Genomic DNA, 23,803 nt, shown 5'->3' on the forward strand with positions numbered 1-23,803 from the left:
GGTCGGGCACCGTTGCACTTCTCGTGGTCGCTCGCCGCGGCCGGTAGCGACCAGCAGGAGGGCAACGGCCTTGCTGTCGGACGCACCTGTCCGCGATCCCGATGCCCGAGACCATCACCGTGTCGCATCGCCGGGGCCGGGTGACCGATCGCGGCTCGCGGTGCTGAAGTAGGACGCGCGGCGGCGCAGGTGCCGGCCCGGCTTCGGCGCGTGCGGCGGAACCTCCGCACGCTCGTGCGCGTAGAACAGCCGCTTGCCGAACTCGATCAGTACCAGGTACACCACAACCATCGCGGCGAGCGTCGCGAAGAATCCCATCGGCAGGGCCCAGAACCCGAGCACGTGGCCGAGCGGGGTCAGCGGCAACAGCGCCCCGATACCGGCCGCGCCGAGCGCTGTCAGCGTCAACGGCAGGCTCGGCCGGCTGCGCACGAACGGCACCCGCCGTGTCCTGATCGCGAACACCACCAGGCTCTGCGTCGCGAGCGACTCCACGAACCAGCCGGAGCGGAACTCGGCCGGGCCGGCGTCGAAGACCCACAGCATCACGGCGAAGGTCGCGAAGTCGAAGATCGAGCTGATCGGACCGAAGACCAGCATGAAACGGCGGATCAGCCCCAGGTCCCAGTGCGAGGGCCGGCGCAGCTGCTCCTCGTCGACGTCGTCGGTCGGGATGGCCAGTTGTCCGGCGTCGTAGAGCAGGTTGTTGAGCAGGATCTGCGAGGGCAGCATCGGCAGGAAGTGCAGGAACAGCGATGCTCCGGCAGCGCTGAACATGTTGCCGAAGTTGCTGGACGTGCCCATCAGCACGTACTTGATCGTGTTGGCGAAGATCCGCCGCCCTTCGGCCACCCCGTCGGCCAGCACGTCCAGGTCCTTCTCCAGCAAGATGACGTCGGCGGCGTCCTTGGCGACGTCGGTGCCGGAGTCGACCGATATCCCGACGTCGGCCGCGTGCAGGGCGAGCGCGTCGTTGACCCCGTCGCCGAGAAACGCGACGTCGCCGCCGGAGCGCCGTTGTACTCGAACGATCCGCGCCTTCTGCTCCGGGCTGACCCTGGCGAATACGGTCGTCGTCGCGATCGCGGCGGCGAGCCCGGCATCGTCGAGGTAGTCCAGGTCGGTGCCGGACAGGGCACCACCGCCGGTCAACCCGAGGTCGGCACAGACTTTGAGTGCCACCGGCGCGCTGTCGCCGGTCAGCACCTTGACCCCGACACCGAGATCGCTGAGCCGCTTCAGCGCCGCGCCGGCACCCGCCTTGGGCGGATCGAGGAAGACGAGCAGGCCGACCAACTCCAACTCACATTCGGCAGCCGCGATCGGGATCCCCTCGGCGGGCGCGGGACGCAGCCCGACCGCGACCACGCGATTGCCTGCGGCGAACTCCGCGGCAAGCGCTGCACGCGCCGCGTCAGGCACGTCGACGCAGCGCTGCAGCACCGTCTCCGGCGCGCCCTTCGTGACCAGCGTCCGCGTGCCAGCGGCGTCCGCCACGATCATCGACACCAGCCGGCGCTGATGGTCGAACGGCAGCGTGTCGAGCCGGCGGTACCCGTCCAGCAGGTCCCGCCCGGCCGCGGCAGCAGGTGAGGTCCATAGCGCGTCGTCCAGCGCATTCGCACCGACGTCCGTCGACAACAGGCCCCAGCGCAACACGGCCGACGCGTCGCTACCGGGCGCCGGCACCGCGCGCATGAAGCTGATCCGACCGTCCGTGAGCGTGCCGGTCTTGTCGGTGAACAGCAGATCGACGTCGCCGAGATCCTCGATGCACACCAGCCGCTTGACCAGCACCCGGCGCCGACGCATCCGTCGGGACCCGGCCGCCAGGCTCGTGGCGACCACCGCCGGCAGCAGTTGCGGCGTGATGCCGACGGCGATCGCGAGCGAGAACAGCAACGCGTCGATGACCGGTCGGTGCAGCGCGACGTTGGCCACGAAGATCGAGGTCGTCAGCACCGCCGCGACGTAGACCAGCAGCATCGAGAAGCGCCGCAGCCCGACCTGGAACTCGGTGTCGAGATGATGGGTACTCAGGCCGACCGCGATCCGGCCGAACTCGGTGCGCGGGCCGGTGCTCACGACCACACCGCGCCCGGTGCCCGCGTGCACCACCGTGCCCATCAACGCGCACGACGTCAGCTCGGCGAGCGATGTTCCGGGAGCAACCGGGCCCGGCAACTTCGGCACCGGCAGTGATTCGCCGGTCAGCACCAACTCCTCGCACTCCAGCGCGGTCACGGCGAGCAGCCGCAGATCGGCCGGCACGATGTCGCCGAGCCGCAACTCGACGATGTCGCCGGGCACCAGCTCGCGAACGTCGACCTCGACCGCACCGCCGTCACGAACGGCGAACGTGCGGTGCTGCACCTGCGAGTGCAAGGACTCGGCGGCGCGCTCGGCCCGGTATTCGTTGCCGAAGCCGAGACCGACCGACAGTGTCACGATCACCGCGATGATGACCGCATCGGAGCGTTCGCCGACGAAGTACGAGGCGGCCGCGGCCGCGACCAGCAGGAACAGCAACGGCGAGCGCAGTTGTCTGCCGAGCACGACCAGGGCACGCGTCCGGTGCGAGGCCACCGCGTTCTGGCCGTAACGCAGTTGCCGTTCGCGCACCTGCGCGCTCGTGAGGCCGCGCTCGGTCGTCCCGAGTCGTTCGGCGACCTGCTCGGCGGGCAGCGTGGCCGCCGAGCTCACGTCGAGGTCGGGCGACGGCGTCGTCATCTTGCCGTGACCAGCCGGTATGCAGCAGGGTCGACAGCGTGGATGTTCTCGTGGTCAACGCCGGATCCAGCAGCCTGAAGCTGCGCCAGATCGGCGCCGGCGACGAACTGCTCGCTGCCGCGGACCTGCCGGCTGTCGACCGGTTGGCGGACGGCGAGCTGGACGCGGCGCTCGAGCGGCTGCGGGCCGACAGCGGTGCCCGGGCGGCGGCCGTCGGCCACCGCATCGTCCACGGCGGCGCGCAGTTCTCGGCTGCGGTCCGGATCGATCCGGACGTGACCGCGGCGCTGCGCCGGTTGACCGACCTCGCGCCGCTGCACCAGCCCAAGTCGCTGGCCGCACTGGACGTGGTGACCGCCGCGCTGCCGGGCGTCCCCGCCGTCGCCTGCTTCGACACCTCGTTCCACAGCACGATGGCCGACTCGGTCTACACCTACGCGGTGCCGCGCGAGTGGCAGGACCGGTACGGCGTGCGCAAGTACGGCTTCCACGGCCTCTCGCACGCCTACTGTTCGGCGCGGGTGGCACAGATTCTGGAGCGCTCCGGGCTGCGCGTGATCACCTGCCACCTGGGGGCCGGGGCCTCGCTCGCCGCCGTGGTGGACGGGCGGTGCGTGGACACCACCATGGGATTCACGCCGCTCGACGGTCTGGTGATGGCCACCCGGTCCGGCGCGATCGATCCCGGGCTGGTGCTCTGGCTGGAGGAGCACGAGCGGCTGCGGCCGCGCGAGATCGCGGACGCCCTCGAACACCGCTCGGGCCTGCTCGCGCTGGCCGGTTCCGCCGACATGCGCGTGGTGGAGCGGCAGGCCGCGGCCGGCGATGCTCGGGCGCGGCTCGCCCTGGCGGTGTATCTGCACCGGCTGGTCACCTCGATCGGGGCGATGGCCGCGGCGGCCGGCGGAGTCGACGCGCTGGCGTTCACCGGCGGCGTGGGCGAGCGCGCCCCGGCGATCAGGGCGGCGGTTGCGGAGCGGCTGGATCATCTCGGGATCGCGATCGACGAAGAGCTGAACGCCTCTGCCGGTCGCGATCTCGACGTCAGCTCGAGATCCGCGCGCGCCCGGACGCTGGTGATCACCGCGCGAGAGGACCTGCAGATCGCACGAGAGACGCGTCGAGTGCTGTGGCCCGCCGCCGGGCCGCGATGATTCCGTCCCAACCCTTCGTGTCGAGGGTGGCCAGGGCTGCGGGGAACAGCCCGTCCTGTTCCTTGAGGATGTGCTCGAAGAGCAGGTCGAGCACCGCGATGGTGTCCGCCGGCCAACTGGCCGGCGGCGCGACGAAGAACAGGTTCTCCAGCGCCGCGTGGACCCGCTGGTGTTCGGTCTCCAGGTTTGCCACGTAGTTGCCGTACTCCGCTTCGAGCGCCGGGAACAGCCCGTCCTCCTCGACCGCCGTGTGCGGCCCCAGCACGCGCAGCATCTCGCCGGCGAGCCCACGCGCAACGTCCAGGTCGCACGTCTCGCAGGCGTCCATGAGATCACGGCTCAGCCCGCGCAACCGGTCGTGCTCGGCGGTGAGTTCGGCGATGGCGGGGATGTCCTGGCAGCCGCAGTACTCGCACATCTCAAGCTCGCTCGGCCGCCGGGCGAACCGCGTTCGCCCGGCTCTGCACGACGCAGAACAGCAGGCAGCCGGCGGCGACGACCGCGAGGGCGGCGAGCCCGCCGGCGTAGCTGCCGTAGCGGCTGTAGACGCTGCCCATGACCAGCGGCGGCACGAACCCACCGAGCCCGCCGGCCGCCCCGACCACGCCGGTGACCGAGCCGACCATCGAGGCGGGTGCGCGCCGGGCGACCAGCGCGAACACCGCGCCGGATGCGGCGCCGAGGGCGAGGGCCATGGCGAAGAACGCGATGGTTCCGGTGGGGGCGAGCGTCGGGGTGCTCGCCTGGAGCAGCGCGCTGCACGCCACCACACCGAACGCGAGCGCGAGCACCCGGCTGGGATCGATGCGGTCGGACAGCCAACCGCCGATCGGACGGGCCAGAACCGCGAGCAGCACGAACCCGGCCATCCGGTTCGCGGCGTCCTGCTGGGTGAGCCCGTAGGCCGACTTCAGGTAGGTGGGCAGGTAGACGCCGAAGGCGACGTACCCGCCGAACGCGACCGCGTACAGCGCGGACAGCTCCCAGGTCACGCGCAGCCGGGCCGCTGCGCGCAGGCGACGGGCCAGTGGCTCGCTCGGCCGCACCCGGTCGGGGGCGTCCCGCAGCACGATCGCGGCAAGGATGCCGAACGCGGCGAGCACCGCGGCGGTGAGCAGGAACGGCGCGTGGATGTCGCGTGCGTTCATCAGCTTGACGGTGGTGAGCGCGCTGATCGCGGTACCGCCCATGCCCGCGCCGAACACGCCGAGGGCGAAGCCGCGTCGCTTCGGGGGGAACCAGGCGTTCACGAACGGGACGCCGACGGCGAACGTGGTGCCGCCGAGCCCGAGGAAGAAGCCGCCCACCAGCAGCGCGCCGTAGGACCGGTAGCCCCACTCGCCGATGAACAGCACCGGGACGATGGTGGCGAACGAGATCAGCGGGAACATGATCCGGCCGCCGAACCGGTCGGTGAGTGCGCCGACCGGGATGCGGCCGAGCGAGCCGACGATGACGGGCACGGCCACGAGCAGCGCCTGCTGGAAGGAACTCAGGTGCAGCACGGCCTTGAAGTGCACGCCGAGCGGGCTGAGCAGCGCCCAGGCCCAGAAGTTCAGCGCGAAGCCGAGCGTGGCGAGGCCGAGCATGAGGGCGGGCCGGGTGGCGGCTCCAGATGCGTTCCGCGACGGTGCGGTGTCGCTGAGCTGGGCGGTCACGTCTCTCCTAGTTGGTCGGAGTCCAAGTCGTCCAGTGGCGCGGGCCCGCGGTCCTGACGCGGGCCTGCGCCAGCTGCACACCTAGTCTCGGCTGCCCGCGTGCCTGCCAGTCGCAGCAATCGTCCCGACTGCGCGGGACGAAAGTCCCGACCAGCGCGCCGCCAAGGCGCCGTTGACGACGTCGCAGTGCTGGGGATGAGATGGCAGGTGTGAAGGACGGCCCGGAGTCTGCCCAGCTGGTGACGAGGTCCACCGTCAGCGACGGTGTCGCGCTGGTGACGGTTCGCGGGGAGGTCGATCTGGCCAACGTTCCGGCGCTGGAACGCGCGCTGCTCCCGTTGCTGGCCCGCAGCGACGTCGACGTACTGGTCGTGGACCTGTCCGGCGTGCAGTTCCTGGACAGCTCGGCCATCGCGGTGCTGCTGCGCGCCCGCAGCTCGGGCAAGGCAGTGCTCCTGCGCGAACCGTCGACGGCGGTGCGCCAGCTGATCGAGGTCACCGGGCTCGGGGACGTGTTGCGCACCGAATCGTGATCGCGTGGACGCAGCGGTCAGTCGATCGGCCAGGTGTGCACCGGCTGGTTGCTGTGCATCAGCTCGACGTAGCGGCGCAGCATCTCGCGCAACGAGTCGCGGCGGTCCAGGGGCTGCCGGGCGTCATCGACCGCGTGAAAGGTCCGCACCTGCCACTCGGCGCCGTTGCTCTCCGTGATGCAGCGCTGCTCGATGATGCCGAGCAGCCGCTCGCGGACCGCGGCATCCACACCCCACGCGGCCAGCCCCTCATGGGCGAGCGGCAGCAGCCGGCGCAGCACCAGTTCGGTCACCGGCACCTCGCCGAGCCCGGGCCAGTAGAGGTGCGCGCCGATGCCGAGCCGCGCGGCGGACTCGAAGTTGTCCTCGGCCGCCTGGAAGGACATCTGCGTCCACATCGGCCGGTCCGCCGCGGCCAGCATGCGCAGCGCGCCGTAGTAGAACGCGCCGTTGGCCAGCACGTCGACCACGGTCGGCCCGGCGGGGAGCACCCGGTTCTCGACGCGCAGGTGCGGGCGGCCGCGGTACACGTCGTAGACCGGGCGGTTCCACCGGTAGACGGTTCCGTTGTGCATCCGCAGCTCGCCGAGCTGCGGGGTGTCCCCGCGCGCGAGGACGGCAACCGGGTCCTCGTCCTCGGTGACCGGCAGCAGCGCCGGGAAGTAGCGCACGTTCTCCTCGAACTGGTCGAAGATCGAGGTGATCCACCGCTCGCCGAACCACACCCGCGGCCGCACGCCCTGCGCCTTGAGCTCCTCCGGACGGGTATCCGTGGCCTGCTCGAACAGGGCGATCCGCGTCTCGCGCCACAGCTGTTTGCCGAACAGGAACGGCGAGTTCGCCCCCAGCGCGACCTGCACGCCGGCCAGGCACTGCGCCGCGTTCCAGTGTGCCGCGTACTCCTGCGGGCTGACCTGCAGGTGGTACTGCACCGACGTGCACGCGGCCTCCGGCGCGATGGTGTCCGCGTGCACCGACAACCGCTCGGCACCCTCGATGGCGATGTGCAGATCCTCGCCGCGCGCGGCGAAGATCTGCTCGTTGATCAGGCGGTAGCGCGGGTTGGCACTGAGTGACTCGCCGGTGAGGTGCTCGCCCGTCAGGGTGGGCAGCATGCCGATCATGACGATGTGCGCGCCCTCGCCGCGCGCCCGCTTCTCCGCCTCGTTCAGGCTGTCGCGCAGTTCGGCCTCGAGCTCGTCCAACGCGGTGCCGCCGAGGGCGCGCGGCCGCACGTTGATCTCGATGTTGAACTGGCCGAGCTCGGTCTGGAAGTCGTCGTTCGCGATGGCGCCGAGCACCCGCGCGTTGCGCATGGCCGGGTCCTGCGCGTCGTCGATCAGGTTGAACTCGATCTCCAGCCCGGTCATCGGTCGCTCGAAGTCGAACTTGGACTCGGCGAGCATCCGGGCGAACACGTCCAGGCAGGTGCGCACCTTGGTGCGGTAGGCCTGCCGGTCGGCGCGGGTGAACTCCCGGCTCGGCACGTCCTCGCCCACTGCCACCTCCCGCACGGCATCGAGTCCACGGCTGCCCTACAGCGTGGCATGCGCGGTGCTCCCGGCGCGACGCCCGCACCGCTCGTGGCGCTCGTGGCGCTCTCGGCGCTCGTGGCGCTCTCGGCGCTCTCGGCGCTCTCGTGGCGCTCTTCGCCCCCGGCGAGACGATAGCGGAAGGTCGCGACTGGGTAACCATCGGATAACGAACTGATAACGCAGGTCGCCGCGGGGCGGTGTTCCCCACTGCCGTCCACCCACGCGTCGCGATGCCTGCGTCTGCACGAAGGAGCGCGGCGATGCAGCCTGCGGTAGGCGGTACCCGGGTGGTGCGCACCCTGTCGGCGGTGTCGGCTGTGGCCGTGCTGTGCTGCGTGAGCGCGTTCGTCAGCCTGCACGTCCTGCCGGTCAGCCGGCGGCTCAACCCGGTGTCCGTCCCGTTGAGCAACTACGCGCTGACCCCGGCCGGCTGGCTGTTCAACGGCGGCGTGCTCGCCCTGATCGTCGGGCTGCTGTGCCTGCTCGCCGCCCTCGTCGCAGCCGGCGAGCTGTCCCGCGTGTCGTTGCCGGTGCTGGTGACCGCCGGCTGCTGCCTGGCGCTCACCGGCGTCGTGCTCTTCCCGAACCGGACGCTCCCGGACGGCGCGCTCACCCCGGCCGCGGAACTGCACTGGGTCGCCGCCATGGCTGCGTTCGCCGGGCTGCCGGTGGCGCCGCTGCTGCTCGCCCGGCGACACCGGATGCGGGTCGGCTGCTCGGGCCTGCCGCGGGTGGCCGGCTGGCTCGCCAGGGGCGCGAGCATCTGGTTCGTCGCGCTGCTCGGCGGCAGCATCATGGCCTTCACCGACCGCAGCCACGTCTGGCACGTCGGCGGTGTCGTGGAACGCGCGCTGGCCGGCAGCGAGATCCTCGCCGCGCTGCTGCTGACGGTGTGGCTCTGGCGTGGCTGCCGTTGCTACCGGCAGGACGAGGCGGCGCTGGTCGTCGAGACCGCCGACGCCCCGCTGGCCGCTGCCGCCTGAACACCCCCGCGCCCGAGGTCTGCTTAGCTGAGCCCGGCTCGCTGTCGAGGTTGCCCGCACGCCTCCGTCCTCTGTAAGTCATCGCGGCACACCGCCGCCCGGACCGACCAAGGAGACACCCGTGCGCTACGTGATCCTGATCCACAGCAACCCCCGACCATGGGGCCATCCCACCCAGCTGCTGACCGACGAGGGGCGTGCCCTGCCCGCGGAGGAGCACGAGCGGATGGACCGCGAGTTCGACGCACTGATGCAGGAGATCTCCGCGTCCGGCGAACTGGTCACCGCCGAGGCCCTGGCCGACCCGGCCACGGCCACGCTGTACCGCTGGAACCCGCCGGAGAACCTGGCCACCGACGGCCCCTACGCCGAGACGAAGGAGCAGCTGGCCGGCTTCTTCCTCATCGACTGCCGCACCCGCGAGCGTGCCGAGCAGATCGCGGCACACTTCGCCCAGCCCGGCGGCACGGTCGAGCTGCGTCCGGCGATGTGGCCCGGTGCCGACGACCAATGATCCCGGGCGATCCGCAGGACGTGTGGCGCGAGTGTGCGCCGCACGTCCTGGGCGCGCTGGTCCGCCGCTACGGCGACTTCGACGCCGCCGAGGACGCGCTGCAGGATGCACTGCTCGCGGCGGCCCGGCACTGGCCGGCCGAAGGACAACCTGCGGACCCGACGGCCTGGCTGGTGCGGGTCGCCTCGCGACGCCTGGTCGACCGGTGGCGCGCGGATCACGCCCGCGCCGAACGCGAGCAGGCGACGGCCAGGCGCACCCCGCCGGACGAGTTCGTGGTCCCGGGCGCCGACGTCGCGGCCGCCGGCGACGACTCACTGTGGTTGCTGCTGCTGTGCTGCCACCCCGCGTTGCCGTTGCCCGCGCAGGTCGCGCTCACCCTGCGCGCCGCCGGTGGGCTGCGCACCGCGCAGATCGCCCGCGCGTTCCTCGTCCCGGAGGCCACCATGGCGCAGCGGATCAGCCGGGCGAAGGCGCGGCTGCGGTCCGCCGGCGCGCGGTTCACGGCGCCGCCCGCGCACGAGCTGCCCGCCCGCGTGAGCGCGGTCGAGCACGTGCTGTACCTGATCTTCACCGAGGGTCACACCAGCACCGACGGGCCCGGCCTGCTCGACGTCTCGCTCAGCAGCGAGGCGATCCGGTTGACCCGGCTGCTGCACCGGCAGCTGCCGGAGCGCAGCGAGCTCACCGGCCTGCTCGCGCTGATGCTGCTCACCGACGCCCGCCGTGCCGCGCGGGTGGGAGCGGACGGTGGGCTGGTTCCGCTGGCCGAACAGGACCGCGCCCGCTGGGACACCCCGCGCATCGCCGAAGGCATCGCGCTCGTGGAGGCCGCGCTGCCCTCGGGGCCGGTGGGCCCGTTCCAACTGCAGGCGGCGATCGCTGCGGTGCACGCCGAGGCCGAGCGCCCCGAAGACACCGACTGGGCGCAGATTGCCGAGCTCTACCGGATGCTGGCCGACATCGCGCCGAACCCCGTCGTCACGCTGAACCGCGCGGTCGCGGTGGCCATGGTCGACGGCCCGGACGCCGGGCTGGCCATGGTCGCGCCGCTGCTGCAGGACCCGCGGCTGCGCCACAACCACCGGCTTCCCGCCGTGCGCGCGCACCTGCTCGAGCTGGCCGGCCGGGGCGAGCAGGCGCGCGCCGCCTACGTAGCGGCCGCGCGACTGGCGACCAGCATCCCCGAGCAGCGTTACCTCAACGGCCGCGCGGCGGCGCTCACCGGCGTCGTCGGTTCGCGGGCCTACCGTGGCGCTCGTGCATGAGCTCTCGCGGACCGACGCGCGCCGGATAGCGGTGCGTGCCCAGTTACTGGACTCGTGTCGTCCGGCCGGGCTGCTGGACACCGTCAACCGGCTGACGCTGCTGCAGGCCGACCCCACCGACGCCGTCGCGCCGAACGCCGATCTGGTGGTCTGGACCCGGCTGGGCTCGGCGTACTACCGCGACGAACTTACCGCCGCGCTGCGAGGCGGGGCGCTGGTCGAGTTTCGCATGCTGATCCGACCCGCTGAGGACATCGCGCTGTTCCGCGCGGAGATGCAGGCCTGGGGCGAGCCCGGCGGCGCGCCGGGCTGGCGCCACTCGCAGTCGGACTGGGTGCAGGCCAACGACGCGTTCCGCCGGGAGATCCTCGACCGGCTCGAGCGCGAGGGCCCGTTGACCTCGCGCGAAGTTCCGGATACCGCCGCAATACCGTGGAAATCGAGTGGCTGGAACGACAACCGCAACGTCACGATGATGTTCGAGTTCCTGGAGTTGCGCGGCGAAGTTGCCACGGCGGGGCGGCGCGGACGGGACCGGCTGTGGGACCTGGCCGAGCGGGTCTTCCCGGACGACGAGCCGGTCCCGCTCGCGGACGCGCTGCGCATCCGGGCCGAGCGCCGGCTGGCGTCGCTGGGTATCGCCCGGGTTCGAGCAGCCGCGACGCCGGGAGAACCGCTGGACGTCGGCGACGTGGGCGAGCCCGCGGTCGTCGACCGCGTCCGGGGCGAATGGCGGGTGGACCCTGATCAGCTCGGGCAGCTCGGGCAGCCGTTCGGCGGGCGGGCCGCGTTGCTGTCACCGCTGGATCGCCTGGTGTACGACCGCAAGCGGATGGTCGAGCTGTTCGAGTTCGACTACCAGCTGGAGATGTACAAGCCGTCCGCCGCCCGGCGCTGGGGGTTCTGGGCGATGCCGATCCTCTACGGCGACGCCCTGGTCGGCAAGCTCGATGCGAGCGCCGACCACAAGGCCGGCGTGCTGCGCGTGAAGGCGATCCATGAGGACGTCCCGTTCAGCGCCGCGATGGCCGAGGCGATCCACGCCGAGATCGCCGACCTGGCCGAGTGGCTCGAACTCGAACTCGTCCTGCCCTCCTGATCGCACCGCCTTGATCGCACCGGTCAGCGTGGCCGGCGCAGCACGGTGACCGCGAAGTCGGCCTCGTCAGCGAACGGGCGCAGGTCCCAGGTGGCGAAGCGGTGCTCGTGCAGCAAACCCGCCGCACGCGCGTGGGCGTCGAAGTCGTCCAGCGGGTAACCGCGGTCGAGGCCGAAGCCGATCACGACGAACCCGTCCGGCCGCAGGTGCGCGGCCACGCGCGAGAGCACCGCCGGCTCGGTTCCGGGCGCGACGAACGCCATGACGTTCCCGGCGATCACCGCCGCGTCGAACGGCTCCGGCTCGCCGAGCGCGGCCAGGTCCAGTTCGGCCAGATCCGCGACGAGCCAGCGCGGTCCGGGGTGATCGGCCTCGGCCGCCGCGATCAGCTCAGGGTCGACGTCGACGCCGACCACGTGGTGGCCGCGCGCGGCGAGTTCGGCGCCGACCCGTCCCGGCCCGCAGCCGGCGTCCAGGATGCGCGCGCCGCGCGCCACCATGGCGTCCACCATGCGCGCCTCGCCGGCGAGATCCGCACCGTCCGCGGCCATCTTGCGGAACCGGTCGATGTACCAGGCGGAGTGGTCCGCGGCGTGGTCGCTGAACCAGCGTGGCGTGGCACTCATGTCCGCCAGGTTAGCCACCGGCGGGACCAATGGCCGTGTTTGCGGTATCCGCGCGGTACCTAGCGTCGTAGTGGACGGCTAGGAGGCCGCGATGTCCATGTCGTGCACGCCCGCAATCCGAACCGAAGGGCTGACCAAGCGCTTCGGTGACGTGCTCGCGCTCGATCATCTCGACCTCACCGTCGAGCGCGGCGAGGTGTTCGGCTTCCTCGGCCCCAACGGGGCCGGCAAGACCAGCACGATCCGGCTGCTCCTGCATCTGATCCACCCGAGTGCCGGACGCGCATGGGTGCTGGGCGTACCCGTCGACGACGTCGCGCGGGCCCACCAGCACCTCGGTTACGTGGCCGGGGACGTCGCGCTGTGGCCGCAGCTGACCGGTCTGGAGGCACTGCACCTGCTGGGCAGGCTCTCCGGCGGGGTCGACCAGGCGTACCTGGACGAGCTGTTGCTCCGGCTGGACCTGGATCCCAGCCGGCGGATCCGAACGCTGTCCAAGGGCAACCGGCAGAAGGTCGCGCTGGTGGCCGGGTTGATGCATCGGCCGGACGTACTGCTCCTCGACGAGCCGACCGCCGGGCTGGACCCGCTGATGGAGGCGGAGTTCCAGCAGATCGTCCGCGAGGCCGCGGCCCGGGGCCAGACCGTGTTCCTCTCCTCGCACATCCTGGACGAGGTCGAGGACATCTGCACCCGGGTGGCGATCCTGCGCAGCGGCCGACTGGTGGAGGTCGCCACGCTCGACGCGCTGCGACAGAGGGACGTCGCGGTGTTCGAGATCGTGATGGACGGGCCGGTGCCCTCGTTCAGCGACGTCCCGGGCGTCGTGGCCGAACAACGCGTGGACGGCGCCGTGCGGGTCTCGGTTCACGGCTCGCCCCAGCCGCTGCTCGCCGAACTCGGCCGGCGTCCGGTGGTGTCGCTGCGCAGCCGTGAGCCGGACCTGGAGGAGGTCTTCCTCGGGTTCTACGGGGTGAAGGACCGCCGATGACCACGCTGGCACGCGCTCCGGCGACCCCGCTGCGTCCCGCGGCCGGGCCAGAGCTCCGGTTCGGGCCCCGGTTCGTGATGTCCTGGCGGTTGATCCGCCGCGGCGCGTCACTCATCTGGCTGACCGCGGCCGGTTACATGGCGATCGAGGTGCTGGTCTTCCGCGGCGCCTATCCCGACGAGGCGTCACGACAGAAGCTGCTCGAGCTGTCGACGTCCACGGCGGTGCGGATGATGCAGGGCGTTCCCAGCGGTGTGGACACGGCGGGCGGGTTCGCCGTGTGGGACGGCGGCTGGATGTTGATGGTCATCGTCGGCTGCTGGGCCCTGCTCACCGCGATCAGGCTGACCCGGGGCGAGGAGGATTGCGGCCGTGCCGAACTCGTGCTGTCCCGGCCGCTGACCGCGCGGCAGGCGCTTGCCGCGCACCTGGCCGCGCTGGCCGCCGCTGCGGCCGGCGTCGGGGTGGCCGCGGCGCTTCCCTTCGTCGCGCTGGGCGAGTCGCTGACCAGCGCGGTCTTGTGGGGCATCGGGCTGGGCGCGCTGTGCGCCGTGGCCGCCGCTCTCGGCGCGCTGGTGGCTCAAGTGGTCGCACCACGCCGCGCTGCCGTCTCGGTCGGGCTCGGGCTGCTCGCCGCGGCGTTCGTCGTGCGGGTCGTCGCGAACAGCGCCGATGGGCGCATCTGGCTGCTTACCGTGGCCCCGTTCGGCTGGGTGGAGCGTCTTCGGCCGTTCTCCGACAACGACTGGACCTGGCTGCTCGCGCCGGTGGCCGCGGCGGTGATCCTCGGCGGCGTCGCGCTGGCAGTGTGTGGCGGTCGCGACACGGGCAGCGCGCTGCTGCGCGCGGCACGCAGCCACCGGTCCAGCTTCCGGCTGCTCGGCAGCGCGCCCGGGTTCGGCTGGCGGCTCAACTCGGCAGCGCTGGTCTACTGGGCGCTGACCCTCGCCGTCGTCACGTTCGTGTTCGGGTTGATGACCGGCGCGTTGGTCGAGTTCATCCAGGACGACGAGACGTACCGCAAGATGCTCGAATCGATGGGCATGGACATGTCGGTGCCGGCGGTCGGCTACCTGAGCTATATCGCCAAGTTCCTCGCGCTCCCGTTCGCCGCCTTCCTCGGCTGGCGCGTCGGCGCGACCCGGCAGGAGGAGGCGGACGGGCGCCTGGACAACCTGTTGGTGCGCGGTGTGGTGCGCTGGCGATGGCTTGCGATCACGGCCGCGCATGCGCTGCTGGCGGCGCTGCTGCTGGCCGCCGCCACGACCGCCGCCCTCTGGGCCGGCACCCGCGCGGTCGACGCCCCCGTAACGACCTGGCAGGTGATCGAGCCGCTGCTCGGCACTGTTCCGCTGCTGGTGTTGTTCACCGGCCTCGCGGTGCTGACCTTCGGCATCGCCCCGGAACTGACCGTGGTCGTACCCGTCACCCTCGCCGTGCTCGGCTACCTGCTCGACACGTTCGGCGCCGCGCTCGCCTGGCCGGACGCGGTGCTCGGCCTGTCCCCGTTCCATCACCTGGCACGGCTGCCCGGCGAGCCGATGACGCCGGCCGCCGTCGCGGTCATCACCGCCATCGGGCTCGCGGCCGCGATCGCGGGCGTCGTCGCTTTCGCACGGCGCGATCTGCGCGGTGCGTAGCAGGCGTCTGTGCGTAGCAGGCGTCTGTGCGTAGCAGGCGGCTGTGCGGCTCGCGGCAGCCGTCAACGTGTCCGATACGCGGAGACGAGTCCGCGCCCATCGTGCTCGCCTACGGGCTCAGGCGCTACGCCCGATCCAGATCTGGGTTTCCGGATGTCCGCTCACCCGAATTCACTGCCGAGGCGCATCGGCAGGCTCGCCTAGTGGCCGCCAGCCACACAGCTGACGCCGATCAGGACTTCGTTGACGCGATCTCCGAGTGGCCGGGCGAGTGAGACGGGCAGAAATCTGGACGGCATCTGGCGGACCTGACCACGCCGGCAAGTCCCGACCGGCGGTCATTGTTCAGGACGATCGGTTTGATACCGACTCCATCACGCTCTGCCCGTTCACCACAGATCCGACCGACGCGCCCTTGTTCCGCCTCGTCGTCGAAGCCACTCCGGCGACCGGCCTCAGTGCTACCAGCAGGCTGATGGTCGACAAGATCACAACGGTTCGACGGGCCAAGCTAAGTGAACGTATCGGCGAACTCGACGACGCCGACATCGTCCGGCTCAACCGAGCGGTGGTTACGTTCGTCGGAATCGCCAACAGCCGGCAAGCCACTTGATTCGCTGCCGGCGTGTCACATATCCGGCCGAGATTCGCACTTCTAGGTGGTGGGCCTTACTTACCCTCATGCGAACCGACCTGTGCTGGTAGGCGGACCAGGTATCGGACTCGCAGGTAGGTTGGTCGGCACCCGCATCTCAAGGTGATAGCATCAGATATCGCAGGGAGGTGGCCTGATGTCAGATGTGCTGATTCGCGACGTGCCCGATGACGTCCTTGCGGCGGTCGAGTCGCATGCAACGAAGCTCGGGCTGTCGCGCAACGAGTACCTGCGTCGCCAGCTCGCACAGGACGCGATGCGGTCGACCGTGCCCGTCACGATGGACGACCTGCGGTGGTTCACCCAGACATTCAGCGATCTCGCTGAGTCAGAGGTCATGCGGCAGGCGTGGGAGTGACCGCTGCGGAGACGCGGCGCTGGCTCATCGACAAGTCAGCGCTCGTTCGTCTGAGTGAGAGCCTGGACGCGTCAGAGTGGATCTCTCGTATTGATCGAGGACTCGTGCGGATCGCCACTGTCACGATCCTGGAGGTCGGATTCTCCGCGAGATCGGCAGATGATCTTCGAGCCAAATTGCGTAGACCGCCTGTCGCTGCGATGCCTATCGAGAACGCGACTCCTAGAATCGAGACACGCGCCATCGAGGTCCAAGAATCGCTCGCGGGGCTCGGACATCACCGGGCGCCATCCGTTCCAGATCTGATCATCGCCGCGATCGCTGAACTGGCTGGGCTGGTGGTGCTTCATGTCGACAAGGATTTCGAGCTAATCGCCGGCGTGACCCAGCAGCCAACCGAACGACTCCGGCTCGCACAGCCACACTCGACCTGAGGACTAGAACCTCATTGCCGAGTGTGAATCTCGCTAAACCACGTCACACATCCGGCTGAAATCCGGACTTGTGGGTGGTGGGCGATACTGGGATCGAACCAGTGACCCCTGCCGTGTGAAGGCAGTGCTCTCCCGCTGAGCTAATCGCCCGACGCGCGCGTCGTGAAGCCACGTCAGACTACACGGCACGATGGTCATGCGACCGCGGGGCCGGGACCCCGCAATTGCATGACGATCGTCGGCTCAGCGGCTCACGACACCAGCCACCAGGCGAGCCACAGCGCGCTGCCGACGACGAGCAGCCCGGCGAGCCCGATCAGGAACTGCACGAACAGCGACTGGCGCGCCGCCCACCTCGTCCAGGCGAGCACGTACCTGCGAGTGCGCTGCAGCAGGCGCGACGCCCACGCGTACTCCGTTGCCAACAGACCCAGGCCGGCGAAGATGATCAGCCAGCCGGGACCGGGCAGCGGCAGCAGGATGATTCCGAGCACGATGATGGCGACGCCGACGAGCGTGACGAGCACCCGCCAGGCGATGGTGCCGCCCGGCAGCGCGCGGATCCGCATGCGCGCCCCGTCCAGCCGGTCCGCCAGCCGGCGCACCCCGGAGGCGCTCATGCGACCGGCGCGGAGGCGCTCATGCGGCCGGTGACGTGGCGCTCACGAGTCCGCCAGGCGGTGTGTTTCGGCTCCCAGCAAGTCGCGCAGCCGCGCGGGTGCTCGATAGCGTTGCCCAGCCCCGCAATACGGATGGAGAGTCATGCGCAATCCGAAAGCCTTCTTCCGACCGCTGGCCCTCGGCGCCCCCGCGCCGGTCCAGGAGATCCCGTTCCGTCCGTCCCGGATGATCCACTTCTTCGATCCGAGCAACGAGCGGATGGCCGCGAAGGTTCCCGAACTGGTAGGCAAGGTCGACGTCCTGCTCGGCAACCTCGAGGACGCGATCCAGGCGGATCGGAAGCAAGCCGCGCGCGCCGGCCTCGTGCAGATCGCCAAGAACACCGACTTCGCGCAGACCCAGTTGTGGACGCGCATCAACAGCCTCGACTCGCCGTGGATCCTGGACGACCTGACCACCCTGGTTCCGGAGATCGGCCACAAGCTGGACGTGGTCATGGTGCCGAAGGTCGAGGGCGTGGAGGACATCCATTACATCGACCGGCTGCTCGCCCAGCTCGAGGCCAAGGCCGGCCTGGACCGTCCGATCCTGGTGCACGCGATCCTGGAGACGGCCGCGGGCGTTGCCAACGTGGACGAGATCGCGGCGGCCAGCCCGCGCATGCAAGGCATCTCGCTCGGCCCGGCGGACCTGGCGGCCAGCCGGCGGATGAAGACCACGCGGGTCGGCGGCGGGCACCCCGACTACCTCGTCCGCACCGACCCCGTCGACGGCGAGATCCAGGGCACGCGACCGACCTTCCAGCAGGACCTGTGGCACTACACCATCGCGCGCATGGTCGACGCATGCGCCGCCGCCGGCATCCTGCCGTACTGGGGACCGTTCGGCGACATCGCCGACGTGGTGGCCTGCGAGGACCAGTTCCGCAACGCGTTCCTGCTCGGCTGCGTCGGTGCCTGGAGCCTGCACCCGGCGCAGATCGCCATAGCCCGCAAGGTGTTCAGCCCGTCCGCCGAGGACGTCCGGTGGGCCCGACGGGTGATCGACGCGATGGGCGACGGCACCGGCGCGGTGATGATCGACGGCAAGATGCAGGACGACGCCACCGTCAAGCAGTGCAAGGTGGTCGTCGACCTCGCCGAGGCGCTCGCCGAGCTGGATCCGGAGTTGGCCGATTCGTATGCGGCAGCCGGCGATGAGTGAGATCCCGCTGCGCTCGGTGCTCTACATGCCCGGCTCGAACGCGCGGGCGCTGGAGAAGGCGAAGACGATCCCGGCGGACGGGCTGATCCTCGATCTGGAGGACGCGGTCTCGCCCGAGGCGAAGGCAACGGCCCGCGACCAGGTCTGCGCGGCCGCCGCGTCCGGTGACTACGGCACCCGGGTCGTGACGATCCGGGTGAACGGGCTGGCCACCGAGTGGCACGCCGATGACATCGGCGCTGCGGCCGCCGCACGGCCCGCCGCGGTCGTGGTGCCCAAGGTGAACTCGGCCGAGGACGTACGGCACGTCGAGCAGTCACTGCTCGCCGCCGGAGCGCCGGAACAGCTCGCCATCTGGGCGATGATCGAGACACCGGCGGCTATCCTGCGCGCGGCCGAGATCGCCGCCGCGACGCCACGCCTGACCACGTTCGTGATGGGCACCAACGACCTGCTCAGCGAACTGCGCGCCCTGCACACACCGGGGCGGACGTCGCTGGTGCACGCCCTCGCCCAGTGCGTGCTGGCCGCGCGAGCACACGGCAAGACGATCCTGGACGGCGTCTACAACGACGTGAAGGACGAGGCGGGTTTCGCCGCGGAGTGCCGCCAGGGCCGGGTGCTCGGCTTCGACGGCAAGACGCTGATCCATCCCGGTCAGGTGGAGTCGTGCAACGCCGCGTTCGCCCCGTCCGCGCAGGACGTCGAGCATGCACACGCGGTGATCGCCGCGTTCGAGCAGTCGCTTCGCGAAGGCAGGGGTGTCGCGACGCTCGATGGCAAGCTGATCGAGAACCTGCACGTCGCCGACGCGCGGCGGGTGCTCGCGCTCGCTGACGCGGTCGGCTGACGGCGGCTACCCGGACGAGAGCGGGTACCGCGGCGGAGGCGCGTTGAGGCCGTCGTCGTGCACCGGCCCACTCCGCTCACGCAACGACGCCGGTGCCCGGCCGGACCGCGCCGCCAGCATCTCGGCCGTTATCGCGACCGCGATCTCCGCGGGCGTGCGCGCACCGAGATCGAGGCCGGCCGGGCCATGGACGCGCGCGAGATCGGTGACGCCGTGCGCGGCCAGCCATTCGGCGCGCGCGCTCTGCGTGTGCCGGGCACCCAGCGCGCCCACGTAGCCGGCATCTCCCGCGAGCGCCGCCGCGAGGACGGGTCCGTCGACCGCCCGGTCGTGGCTGAGCACCACGACGCCGTCACACGAGGCCAGTTGCCCGACCTGGTCCGCAGCGCCCGCATCGTTCGCGACTTCGGTGCTCCAGCCGAGCAGGTGCGCCGAGGCGACCAGGGCATCTGCGATCAGCCCGTCGCCGACGATCACCAGATGCGGGACGGGCCAGATCGCGGTCGCCGCGACGCCGTCGAGCACGGCCCCCTCGCTCGTGCCGCGCGCGAACAACCGCGCCAGGTTCGAGTAGCCGGCGGCGATTTCGCCGATCGTCGCGCGCGTGAAGACGCGCGTCGCCGCGGCGCGTTCGCCGTCGAGGTCGGTCACCAGGCAGACCGGTTCCCGCGCCGCGATGAGCCGCCACGCCTCCTGCGGAAGCTCGTCCGCGGGCTGTACGAGCACCTGGGCGGTTCCGCCGCACGACATGCCGCAGCGGTCGGCCGCCGCGTCGTCGACCTTGAGCTCCAGCAGCTGCCCGCGCTCGACCGGGGCGGCGACGAGCGCGTCCAGCGCGCCGGACAGAACGCGTCCCGCGGCGGGCTCGCCCGGCGTGAAAGCGGCCAGCGGGACGCTGTCGTGGCCGCTGACACCGCGCACCGCGAGCAGCCTGACGACGGTCACCGGCCGGCGCTCGGCCTGCCAGCTTGCGATCTGGCGGACTACCGCATCCATGTGGCCGAATCTAGTCCGCAGGACCGGCCGTGCCTATGACCGGACCAGCCGGGTGATCGCATCGGCGGCCTCACGGACCTTCTCGTCCGCCTCGGGACCGCCGGCGCGCGCGGCGTCGACCACGCACGAGCCCAAATGCTCCTCGAGCAGGCCGAGTGCCACTGACTGCAGCGCCTTGGTCGCGGCGCTGACCTGGGTCAGGATGTCGATGCAGTACTTGTCCTCGTCGACCATCTTGGCGATGCCGCGCACCTGCCCCTCGATCCGGCGCAGGCGCTTGAGGTAGGCGTCCTTGTTCTCGGTGTAGCCGTGCATGCTGCGATCCCTTCGTTACTTGCAACTATACCCCCCGTGGGTATAGTTCGGTAAGAGGACCGAGAAAGGACAGCGATGACGGACAAGACGTACACGGTGAGCGGGATGACGTGCGAGCACTGCGTCAAGGCGGTGCGTAGCGAGATCGGCAGCCTGAGCGGGGTCGACTCGGTCGACGTCGACCTGGCAGCGGGCCGGGTCACCGTGAGCGGAACCGAGTTCACCGACGAGCAGATCCGTGCCGCCGTCGACGAAGCAGGCTACGAACTGGCAGGAGCCTGATCCGGTGAGCGAGCCGACCGGCACTGCGGCAGGCACTGCGGCTGGCACTGCGGCTGGCACATCCAGCGTGGTGCTGGACGTCGGTGGAATGACCTGCTCGTCGTGCGCGGCACGGATCGAGAAGAAGCTCAACCGCCTCGACGGCGTGCACGCGGACGTCAACTTCGCGACCGAGCAGGCGAGCGTGCGCTTCGACCCCGACCGCGTCGGGACGGCGCAACTCATCGCCACCGTCGAGGCCACCGGTTACACGGCGCGTGTGCCGGCCGCGGCCGGCACCGTCGCGCCGGGGTCGCCGGGGTCGCCGGGGTCGCTTGAGCCCGAGGACACCGAACTGAGCGACCTACGCCACCGGCTGCTCGTGTCGGCGGTGCTGACCCTGCCGGTGCTCGTGCTCGCCATGGTCTCGCCGTGGCAGTTCGACAACTGGCAGTGGCTCTCGCTCACCCTTGCCGCGCCGGTCGTGGTGTGGGGCGGCCGGCCGTTCCACGTGGCCACCTGGACGAACCTCAGGCACCGCGCCGCGACCATGGACACGCTGATCTCGCTGGGCACCCTGGCGGCATTCGGCTGGTCGCTGTACGCGCTGTTCTGGGGTGAGGCCGGCATGCCCGGAATGCGGATGCGCTTCGAACTGACCTCCGCGAGCGGCGACGGTTCCGCGCAGATCTACCTCGAGGTGGCCTCGGCGGTCATCGTCTTCCTGCTCGCCGGGCGGTACCTGGAACTGCGGGCCAAGCGGCGTTCCGGCGCCGCGCTCAAGGCGCTGCTCGACTTGGGCGCCAAGGATGTCGCCGTGATCCGCGACGGCATCGAGTCGCGCGTGCCGATCGACGACCTGCGGGTCGAGGACACCTTCGTGGTGCGGCCGGGCGAGAAGGTCGCGACCGACGGGATCGTCGTCGAGGGATCGTCCGCGGTGGACGAGAGCCTGCTGACCGGCGAACCGGTGCCGGTCGAGGTACGCCCCGGCGACAGCGTCACCGGCGCCACGATCAACGCCGGCGGGCGTCTGTTGGTGCGGGCCACCCGCGTGGGTGCCGACACCCGGCTGGCGCAGATCGCCCGGCTCGTCGTCGCAGCGCAGGCCGGCAAGGCGCCGGTGCAGCGACTGGCCGACCGGATCAGTGCCGTGTTCGTGCCGATCGTGCTGCTGATCGCGCTCGGCACGTTGATCATCACCCTCGCGGTCGGTGACGATCCGGTGCACGCCTTCACCGCAGCGGTCGCGGTGCTGATCATCGCCTGCCCGTGCGCGCTCGGGCTGGCCACGCCCACCGCGCTTCTGGTGGGCACCGGCCGGGGCGCGCAACTCGGCATCCTGATCAAGGGCCCGCAGGTGCTGGAGAACACCCGCCGCGCCGACACCGCGGTGCTGGACAAGACCGGCACCGTCACCACCGGGCGGATGACGCTGAACGATGTGCGGACCGTCGCTGGCGTGGACCCGGACGAGTTGCTGCGACTGGCCGGCGCCCTCGAGGCTGCGAGCGAACACCCGATCGGCGCGGCCATCGCGGCAGCGGCGCGCGAGCGTTTCGGTGCACTCGCGCCGGTCGACGGATTCGCGAACGCGGCCGGGCTCGGGGTGAGCGGGACGGTGGCCGGGCGTCGCGTCGCCGTCGGCCGGGCGAGCTGGCTGGCCGAGCGGGGGCTGACTCCGGTGGCCGAACTCGACGACGCAGCCTCCGCCGCGGAGGGCGAGGCCAACACTGTCGTGTTCGTCGCGTGGGACGGCGCGGTGCGCGGACTGTGCGTCGTGGGCGATGCGGTGAGGGCGACCAGCGCCGACGCGATCGCCGAGCTGCGCACCCTCGGGCTGCGGCCGGTGCTGCTCACGGGCGACAACAGGGCGGCCGCGGTGGTGATCGCCCGCTCGGTCGGCATCGACGAGTCGGACGTGATCGCGGGCGTGCTGCCCGAGGGGAAGGTGGACGCCGTCCGGGAACTGCAGGACAGCGGACGGGTGGTGGCGATGATCGGCGACGGCGTGAACGACGCCGCCGCGCTCGCCCAGGCCGACCTCGGCCTGGCGATGGGCACCGGCACCGACGCCGCGATCGAGGCGGCCGACCTGACGTTGGTGCGCGGCGACCTGAGCGCGGCTCCGGACGCGATCCGGTTGTCGCGCCGCACCCTGCGCACGATCAAGGGCAACCTGTTCTGGGCGTTCGCATACAACGTGGTGCTGATCCCGGTTGCCGCGGCCGGGCTGCTCAGCCCGCTGATCGCCGGGGCGGCGATGGCGTTCTCGTCGGTGTTCGTCGTGACCAACTCGCTGCGGCTGCGCCGCTTCCGGCCCTGACCTCCGAGTCGTCCCCGCAGCCGGCGAAATGTTCCGGTGAGTGGAACGGCGGACGTGGGCGCCGGTGGCCGATGGCCTAGCGTCGGGGCCAACGGACAACCGGAGAGGAGGCCGAGTGAGCGAGCTTGCGAGCTCACCATCGAGCACAGCAACGTCTCTGCGGCCGACGAAGGAGGCCGAGTGAGCGAGCTTGCGAGCTCACCATCGAGCACAGCAACGTCTCTGCGGCCGACGAAGGAGGCCGAGTGAGCCTCACCGACGAGCAGGTGCGCGATCTCGGCGCGGCGCTGCATGCCGCCCGCGGGTCGGGCACGCCGATCGAGCCCCTGACGGATGACCACCCCGCGATGGACATGGCCGACGCCTACCGCGTGCAGCAGGACCTGGTCGCCCGGCTGCTCGCCGGGGGTGACCGCGTCGTCGGCTACAAGCTCGGGCTCACCAGCGCACCGATGCAGCAGATGCTCGGCGTCGACTCCCCCGACTTCGCCCCGGTGCTGGCCAGCCACGTGCACCAGGACGGCGCCGAGATCGCGGTCGCGGACTTCATCCACCCGCGCGTCGAGGCCGAGATCGCGCTCGTGCTCAGCGCCGACCTGGCCGGCCCGGACTGCACCGCCGTCGACGCCGCCCGCGCGGTCGGCGGCGCCGTCGCCGCGATCGAGATCGTCGACAGCCGCATCCGGGACTGGAAGATCAAGCTCGCCGACACCATCGCCGACCTGGCCAGCAGCGGCGCCATCGTGCTCGGCTCGAACGTCGTGCCCACCGAAGGGCTGGACGTGCGCCTGATCGGCATGGCGTTCACCCGCGACGGCGAACTCGTCGCCACCGGCGCGGGTGCCGCCGCGCTCGGCAGCCCACTCGCCGCGGTCGCCTGGCTGGCGAACACGCTGCACACCGTGGGCGATTCGCTGCAGGCGGGACAGTTCGTCATGACCGGCGCCCTGCACGCCGCGCTGGACATCACCGCCGGGCAACAGTTCCGTGCCGAGTTCGACCGGCTCGGCCCGGTCGGCCTGCGCGTCGTCTGATCACCACGAAAGGCAACCC

Annotated in this window: 24 protein-coding genes, 1 tRNA gene and 1 pseudogene; 17 read left to right on the forward strand and 9 right to left on the reverse strand. The window is 71.1% G+C overall.

The features are described 5' to 3' along the window. Positions 1-114: 114 nt before the first annotated feature. Positions 115-2,730: a magnesium-translocating P-type ATPase gene (gene mgtA / locus M6B22_RS02630; RefSeq protein WP_269444223.1), complete on the reverse strand. Its 2,616-nt coding sequence runs from the start codon at positions 2,728-2,730 to the stop codon at positions 115-117. 38 nt (positions 2,731-2,768) lie between these two features. On the opposite strand from mgtA, the gene M6B22_RS02635 reads away from it, so the two are divergent. After that, positions 2,769-3,884, forward strand: coding sequence for an acetate/propionate family kinase (locus tag M6B22_RS02635; protein WP_269444224.1), 1,116 nt, complete (start codon positions 2,769-2,771; stop codon positions 3,882-3,884). Here M6B22_RS02635 and M6B22_RS02640 read toward each other — a convergent pair. Beyond that, on the reverse strand, positions 3,811-4,302 hold the full coding sequence (locus M6B22_RS02640) for a hemerythrin domain-containing protein (protein ID WP_269444225.1): 492 nt from the start codon (positions 4,300-4,302) through the stop codon (positions 3,811-3,813). The genes M6B22_RS02635 and M6B22_RS02640 overlap by 74 nt on opposite strands. A gap of 1 nt (position 4,303) precedes the next feature. Continuing rightward, complete coding sequence (locus M6B22_RS02645) at positions 4,304-5,473, reverse strand: MFS transporter (protein ID WP_407935624.1); 1,170 nt, start codon at positions 5,471-5,473, stop codon at positions 4,304-4,306. A gap of 269 nt (positions 5,474-5,742) precedes the next feature. Here M6B22_RS02645 and M6B22_RS02650 point away from each other — a divergent pair, with 269 nt between their 5' ends. Beyond that, positions 5,743-6,075, forward strand: coding sequence for an STAS domain-containing protein (locus M6B22_RS02650; RefSeq protein WP_269444227.1), 333 nt, complete (start codon positions 5,743-5,745; stop codon positions 6,073-6,075). Between the two features lie 17 nt (positions 6,076-6,092). Here the strand turns inward: M6B22_RS02650 and M6B22_RS02655 are convergent, their stop codons facing one another. Beyond that, entirely contained in the window at positions 6,093-7,574 is a 1,482-nt protein-coding gene (locus M6B22_RS02655; RefSeq protein WP_407935625.1) for a glutamate-cysteine ligase family protein, read from the reverse strand. 296 nt (positions 7,575-7,870) lie between these two features. Between M6B22_RS02655 and M6B22_RS02660 the strand changes: the two genes are divergently transcribed. The 4 genes from M6B22_RS02660 (at position 7,871) to M6B22_RS02675 (ending at position 11,474) form a co-directional block, all read left to right on the forward strand. Next, complete coding sequence (locus tag M6B22_RS02660) at positions 7,871-8,593, forward strand: DUF998 domain-containing protein (protein ID WP_269444229.1); 723 nt, start codon at positions 7,871-7,873, stop codon at positions 8,591-8,593. A 121-nt stretch (positions 8,594-8,714) separates the two neighbouring features. Beyond that, positions 8,715-9,107: a YciI family protein gene (locus M6B22_RS02665; protein ID WP_269444230.1), complete on the forward strand. Its 393-nt coding sequence runs from the start codon at positions 8,715-8,717 to the stop codon at positions 9,105-9,107. Next, complete coding sequence (locus M6B22_RS02670; protein ID WP_269444231.1) at positions 9,104-10,375, forward strand: RNA polymerase sigma factor; 1,272 nt, start codon at positions 9,104-9,106, stop codon at positions 10,373-10,375. Before M6B22_RS02665 ends, M6B22_RS02670 begins: the two co-directional genes overlap by 4 nt. After that, entirely contained in the window at positions 10,368-11,474 is a 1,107-nt protein-coding gene (locus M6B22_RS02675; protein WP_269444232.1) for a DNA glycosylase AlkZ-like family protein, read from the forward strand. The genes M6B22_RS02670 and M6B22_RS02675 overlap by 8 nt, the downstream gene beginning before the upstream one ends. 23 nt (positions 11,475-11,497) lie before the next feature. Here the strand turns inward: M6B22_RS02675 and M6B22_RS02680 are convergent, their stop codons facing one another. Continuing rightward, the gene (locus M6B22_RS02680; RefSeq protein ID WP_269444233.1) at positions 11,498-12,100 is read right to left on the reverse strand and encodes a class I SAM-dependent methyltransferase; all 603 of its coding nucleotides are present in this window, start codon (positions 12,098-12,100) and stop codon (positions 11,498-11,500) included. Between the two features lie 91 nt (positions 12,101-12,191). On the opposite strand from M6B22_RS02680, the gene M6B22_RS02685 reads away from it, so the two are divergent. The 6 genes and pseudogenes from M6B22_RS02685 (at position 12,192) to M6B22_RS02705 (ending at position 16,178) form a co-directional block, all read left to right on the forward strand. Further along, positions 12,192-13,091 (forward strand): ABC transporter ATP-binding protein, encoded by a 900-nt coding sequence (locus tag M6B22_RS02685; RefSeq protein ID WP_269444234.1) that lies wholly within the window; start codon positions 12,192-12,194, stop codon positions 13,089-13,091. Then, a complete protein-coding gene (locus M6B22_RS02690) occupies positions 13,088-14,731 on the forward strand; it encodes a hypothetical protein (protein ID WP_269444235.1) in 1,644 nt (547 codons plus the stop codon). Before M6B22_RS02685 ends, M6B22_RS02690 begins: the two co-directional genes overlap by 4 nt. Before the next feature lie 67 nt (positions 14,732-14,798). Next, positions 14,799-15,006, forward strand: a pseudogene (locus tag M6B22_RS22070) (antitoxin MazE family protein). Then, positions 15,003-15,344, forward strand: coding sequence for a type II toxin-antitoxin system PemK/MazF family toxin (locus M6B22_RS02695; RefSeq protein ID WP_269444236.1), 342 nt, complete (start codon positions 15,003-15,005; stop codon positions 15,342-15,344). Before M6B22_RS22070 ends, M6B22_RS02695 begins: the two are co-directional and overlap by 4 nt. Positions 15,345-15,522: 178 nt before the next feature. Continuing rightward, positions 15,523-15,744, forward strand: a complete 222-nt coding sequence (vapB, locus tag M6B22_RS02700) for a type II toxin-antitoxin system VapB family antitoxin (RefSeq protein ID WP_269444237.1) — start codon at positions 15,523-15,525, stop codon at positions 15,742-15,744. Beyond that, the gene (locus M6B22_RS02705) at positions 15,741-16,178 is read left to right on the forward strand and encodes a PIN domain nuclease (protein ID WP_269444238.1); all 438 of its coding nucleotides are present in this window, start codon (positions 15,741-15,743) and stop codon (positions 16,176-16,178) included. Before vapB ends, M6B22_RS02705 begins: the two co-directional genes overlap by 4 nt. Before the next feature lie 75 nt (positions 16,179-16,253). Here the strand turns inward: M6B22_RS02705 and M6B22_RS02710 are convergent. Together M6B22_RS02710 and M6B22_RS02715 are read right to left on the reverse strand one after the other, a co-directional pair. Further along, positions 16,254-16,328, reverse strand: a tRNA-Val gene (locus M6B22_RS02710). Between the two features lie 101 nt (positions 16,329-16,429). Beyond that, positions 16,430-16,798 carry a TIGR02611 family protein gene (locus M6B22_RS02715; RefSeq protein ID WP_269444239.1) on the reverse strand — a complete coding sequence of 123 codons (369 nt, stop codon included), beginning with the start codon at positions 16,796-16,798 and terminating at the stop codon, positions 16,430-16,432. A 142-nt stretch (positions 16,799-16,940) separates the two neighbouring features. Here M6B22_RS02715 and M6B22_RS02720 point away from each other — a divergent pair, with 142 nt between their 5' ends. Together M6B22_RS02720 and M6B22_RS02725 are read left to right on the forward strand one after the other, a co-directional pair. Next, positions 16,941-18,002 carry an HpcH/HpaI aldolase/citrate lyase family protein gene (locus M6B22_RS02720; RefSeq protein ID WP_269444240.1) on the forward strand — a complete coding sequence of 354 codons (1,062 nt, stop codon included), beginning with the start codon at positions 16,941-16,943 and terminating at the stop codon, positions 18,000-18,002. Then, on the forward strand, positions 17,995-18,852 hold the full coding sequence (locus tag M6B22_RS02725; protein WP_269444241.1) for an HpcH/HpaI aldolase/citrate lyase family protein: 858 nt from the start codon (positions 17,995-17,997) through the stop codon (positions 18,850-18,852). Before M6B22_RS02720 ends, M6B22_RS02725 begins: the two co-directional genes overlap by 8 nt. A 6-nt stretch (positions 18,853-18,858) precedes the next feature. On the opposite strand, the gene M6B22_RS02730 is transcribed toward M6B22_RS02725, so the two are convergent. Together M6B22_RS02730 and M6B22_RS02735 are read right to left on the reverse strand one after the other, a co-directional pair. Beyond that, entirely contained in the window at positions 18,859-19,848 is a 990-nt protein-coding gene (locus tag M6B22_RS02730; RefSeq protein ID WP_269444242.1) for an XdhC family protein, read from the reverse strand. A gap of 33 nt (positions 19,849-19,881) precedes the next feature. Continuing rightward, positions 19,882-20,163 carry a metal-sensitive transcriptional regulator gene (locus M6B22_RS02735; RefSeq protein WP_269444243.1) on the reverse strand — a complete coding sequence of 94 codons (282 nt, stop codon included), beginning with the start codon at positions 20,161-20,163 and terminating at the stop codon, positions 19,882-19,884. Between the two features lie 75 nt (positions 20,164-20,238). Between M6B22_RS02735 and M6B22_RS02740 the strand changes: the two genes are divergently transcribed. The 3 genes from M6B22_RS02740 to M6B22_RS02750 all read left to right on the forward strand — a co-directional run bounded on the left by M6B22_RS02740 (position 20,239) and on the right by M6B22_RS02750 (position 23,784). Continuing rightward, positions 20,239-20,445, forward strand: a complete 207-nt coding sequence (locus M6B22_RS02740) for a heavy-metal-associated domain-containing protein (protein WP_269444244.1) — start codon at positions 20,239-20,241, stop codon at positions 20,443-20,445. 88 nt (positions 20,446-20,533) lie between these two features. Next, positions 20,534-22,750, forward strand: coding sequence for a heavy metal translocating P-type ATPase (locus M6B22_RS02745; protein WP_407935626.1), 2,217 nt, complete (start codon positions 20,534-20,536; stop codon positions 22,748-22,750). A gap of 245 nt (positions 22,751-22,995) precedes the next feature. Then, positions 22,996-23,784, forward strand: a complete 789-nt coding sequence (locus M6B22_RS02750) for a 2-keto-4-pentenoate hydratase (protein ID WP_269444246.1) — start codon at positions 22,996-22,998, stop codon at positions 23,782-23,784. Positions 23,785-23,803 lie beyond the last annotated feature (19 nt).

The organism is Jatrophihabitans cynanchi (assembly GCF_027247405.1).
Taxonomy (GTDB): Bacteria; Actinomycetota; Actinomycetes; order Mycobacteriales; family Jatrophihabitantaceae; genus Jatrophihabitans_B; species Jatrophihabitans_B cynanchi.

Bases quoted from the DNA above. Each gene is read 5' to 3' on its own strand.
- mgtA (WP_269444223.1), bottom strand. From the start codon at position 2,730: ATGACGACGCCGTCGCCCGACCTCGACGTGAGCTCGGCGGCCACGCTG.
- M6B22_RS02640 (WP_269444225.1), bottom strand. From the start codon at position 4,302: ATGTGCGAGTACTGCGGCTGCCAGGACATCCCCGCCATCGCCGAACTC.
- M6B22_RS02645 (WP_407935624.1), bottom strand. From the start codon at position 5,473: ATGCTCGGCCTCGCCACGCTCGGCTTCGCGCTGAACTTCTGGGCCTGG.
- M6B22_RS02650 (WP_269444227.1), top strand. From the start codon at position 5,743: ATGGCAGGTGTGAAGGACGGCCCGGAGTCTGCCCAGCTGGTGACGAGG.
- M6B22_RS02660 (WP_269444229.1), top strand. From the start codon at position 7,871: ATGCAGCCTGCGGTAGGCGGTACCCGGGTGGTGCGCACCCTGTCGGCG.
- M6B22_RS02670 (WP_269444231.1), top strand. From the start codon at position 9,104: ATGATCCCGGGCGATCCGCAGGACGTGTGGCGCGAGTGTGCGCCGCAC.
- M6B22_RS02680 (WP_269444233.1), bottom strand. From the start codon at position 12,100: ATGAGTGCCACGCCACGCTGGTTCAGCGACCACGCCGCGGACCACTCC.
- M6B22_RS02685 (WP_269444234.1), top strand. From the start codon at position 12,192: ATGTCCATGTCGTGCACGCCCGCAATCCGAACCGAAGGGCTGACCAAG.
- M6B22_RS02690 (WP_269444235.1), top strand. From the start codon at position 13,088: ATGACCACGCTGGCACGCGCTCCGGCGACCCCGCTGCGTCCCGCGGCC.
- vapB (WP_269444237.1), top strand. From the start codon at position 15,523: ATGTCAGATGTGCTGATTCGCGACGTGCCCGATGACGTCCTTGCGGCG.
- M6B22_RS02715 (WP_269444239.1), bottom strand. From the start codon at position 16,798: ATGAGCGCCTCCGGGGTGCGCCGGCTGGCGGACCGGCTGGACGGGGCG.
- M6B22_RS02720 (WP_269444240.1), top strand. From the start codon at position 16,941: ATGCGCAATCCGAAAGCCTTCTTCCGACCGCTGGCCCTCGGCGCCCCC.
- M6B22_RS02725 (WP_269444241.1), top strand. From the start codon at position 17,995: ATGAGTGAGATCCCGCTGCGCTCGGTGCTCTACATGCCCGGCTCGAAC.
- M6B22_RS02730 (WP_269444242.1), bottom strand. From the start codon at position 19,848: ATGGATGCGGTAGTCCGCCAGATCGCAAGCTGGCAGGCCGAGCGCCGG.
- M6B22_RS02735 (WP_269444243.1), bottom strand. From the start codon at position 20,163: ATGCACGGCTACACCGAGAACAAGGACGCCTACCTCAAGCGCCTGCGC.
- M6B22_RS02740 (WP_269444244.1), top strand. From the start codon at position 20,239: ATGACGGACAAGACGTACACGGTGAGCGGGATGACGTGCGAGCACTGC.
- M6B22_RS02745 (WP_407935626.1), top strand. From the start codon at position 20,534: ATGACCTGCTCGTCGTGCGCGGCACGGATCGAGAAGAAGCTCAACCGC.